Source organism: Undibacterium sp. RTI2.2, from assembly GCF_035018705.1.
In the GTDB taxonomy this organism is placed as follows: Bacteria; Pseudomonadota; Gammaproteobacteria; order Burkholderiales; family Burkholderiaceae_D; genus Undibacterium.
Window position 1 is genome coordinate 1 of record NZ_JASJXN010000107.1, and the last position, 1,983, is coordinate 1,983.

The 1,983-nt window shown below is 51.5% G+C and carries 2 tRNA genes and 1 rRNA gene; all 3 read left to right on the plus strand.

Annotated elements, in window-relative coordinates:
- Nucleotides 1-79: 79 nt before the first annotated feature.
- The 3 genes from QN395_RS21250 to QN395_RS21260 all read left to right on the plus strand — a co-directional run bounded on the left by QN395_RS21250 (nucleotide 80) and on the right by QN395_RS21260 (nucleotide 1,937).
- A 16S ribosomal RNA gene (locus tag QN395_RS21250) occupies nucleotides 80-1,608 on the plus strand.
- Between the two features lie 124 nt (nucleotides 1,609-1,732).
- Nucleotides 1,733-1,809: transfer RNA gene (locus QN395_RS21255), tRNA-Ile, on the plus strand.
- Nucleotides 1,810-1,861: 52 nt separating this feature from the next.
- Nucleotides 1,862-1,937: transfer RNA gene (locus QN395_RS21260), tRNA-Ala, on the plus strand.
- The last annotated feature ends 46 nt before the right edge of the window (nucleotides 1,938-1,983 follow it).

Here is a 1,983-nt window from a genome sequence, read left to right on the forward strand (position 1 = left end):
AAGAGATAGCCTGTCAGTTATTTGAGTGAGCGACACTGTTCGAAAGAACAGAGTTCAGCAATGAACAAAAACAGAGATTAAACTGAAGAGTTTGATCCTGGCTCAGATTGAACGCTGGCGGCATGCCTTACACATGCAAGTCGAACGGTAACGCGGGGCAACCTGGCGACGAGTGGCGAACGGGTGAGTAATATATCGGAACATACCCTAGAGTGGGGGATAACGTAGCGAAAGTTACGCTAATACCGCATACGAACTTAGGTTGAAAGTGGGGGATCGCAAGACCTCATGCTCATGGAGTGGCCGATATCTGATTAGCTAGTTGGTAGGGTAAAAGCCTACCAAGGCGACGATCAGTAGCTGGTCTGAGAGGACGACCAGCCACACTGGAACTGAGACACGGTCCAGACTCCTACGGGAGGCAGCAGTGGGGAATTTTGGACAATGGGCGCAAGCCTGATCCAGCAATGCCGCGTGAGTGAAGAAGGCCTTCGGGTTGTAAAGCTCTTTTGTCAGGGAAGAAACGGTAGTTCCTAATACGGACTACTAATGACGGTACCTGAAGAATAAGCACCGGCTAACTACGTGCCAGCAGCCGCGGTAATACGTAGGGTGCAAGCGTTAATCGGAATTACTGGGCGTAAAGCGTGCGCAGGCGGTTATATAAGTCAGATGTGAAATCCCCGGGCTCAACCTGGGAACTGCATTTGAGACTGTATGGCTAGAGTGTGTCAGAGGGGGGTAGAATTCCACGTGTAGCAGTGAAATGCGTAGATATGTGGAGGAATACCGATGGCGAAGGCAGCCCCCTGGGATAACACTGACGCTCATGCACGAAAGCGTGGGGAGCAAACAGGATTAGATACCCTGGTAGTCCACGCCCTAAACGATGTCTACTAGTTGTCGGGACTTAATTGTCTTGGTAACGCAGCTAACGCGTGAAGTAGACCGCCTGGGGAGTACGGTCGCAAGATTAAAACTCAAAGGAATTGACGGGGACCCGCACAAGCGGTGGATGATGTGGATTAATTCGATGCAACGCGAAAAACCTTACCTACCCTTGACATGGAAGGAATCCCGAAGAGATTTGGGAGTGCTCGAAAGAGAACCTTTACACAGGTGCTGCATGGCTGTCGTCAGCTCGTGTCGTGAGATGTTGGGTTAAGTCCCGCAACGAGCGCAACCCTTGTCATTAGTTGCTACGAAAGGGCACTCTAATGAGACTGCCGGTGACAAACCGGAGGAAGGTGGGGATGACGTCAAGTCCTCATGGCCCTTATGGGTAGGGCTTCACACGTCATACAATGGTACATACAGAGGGCCGCCAACCCGCGAGGGGGAGCTAATCCCAGAAAGTGTATCGTAGTCCGGATTGTAGTCTGCAACTCGACTACATGAAGTTGGAATCGCTAGTAATCGCGGATCAGCATGTCGCGGTGAATACGTTCCCGGGTCTTGTACACACCGCCCGTCACACCATGGGAGCGGGTTCTGCCAGAAGTAGTTAGCTTAACCGCAAGGAGGGCGATTACCACGGCAGGGTTCGTGACTGGGGTGAAGTCGTAACAAGGTAGCCGTATCGGAAGGTGCGGCTGGATCACCTCCTTTCTAGAGTTGTGCTGAAAGTTAAGTGTCCACACTTATTGACTGTTACTGTAAAGAACAAGGTAAGTTGCCAGGAAACTGGCGACAAGCTGTATAACTCACTCACGTGAGAATCGAGCAAGCACCTGGGTCTGTAGCTCAGTTGGTTAGAGCACCGTGTTGATAACGCGGGGGTCGTTGGTTCGAGCCCAACCAGACCCACCAAACTTGTGGAGCAGGTTGCAGGCAAGTGAGTGCAGGAAGACATCCAAGTTTCGGGGGTTTAGCTCATCTGGTAGAGCACCTGCTTTGCAAGCAGGGGGTGAACGGTTCGATCCCGTTAACCTCCACCAAGATTGAAACATTGAAGCAAAGTACAAACCTAAGTCAAGCAGCGCG